Annotated in this window: 1 pseudogene; it reads right to left on the minus strand. The window is 69.6% G+C overall.

Annotated features, from left to right (window positions below):
* Positions 1-250 (minus strand): annotated as a pseudogene (locus ACSNOK_RS35400) (hypothetical protein); the annotation flags it as partial.

The raw sequence follows: 250 nt of genomic DNA on the forward strand, positions 1-250 counted from the left end.
TCACCTGGGAGGTCAGCTCGATCAGCTCGCCGTCGGTCATCGCGTCCTCGCCGCGCGAGGAGGCGGCCAGGTCCGACAGCAGGTCCTCGCCGGGTGAGCGGCGCTTCTCGTCGAGCTGCTGCTGGAGGAAGCCGTGGATCTGCTGCCAGATCCCCATCCCGGTCATGAAGTCACCGGCCTTGAACGCCCGGCTGGCGTCGTCCAGCCAGGCGCCGAACCGTTCCGTCTCCGTCTCCGGCAGCCCCAGCAG

Origin of the sequence: Streptomyces sp. URMC 126 (assembly GCF_051386555.1) — a bacterium.
GTDB lineage: Bacteria > Actinomycetota > Actinomycetes > Streptomycetales > Streptomycetaceae > Streptomyces.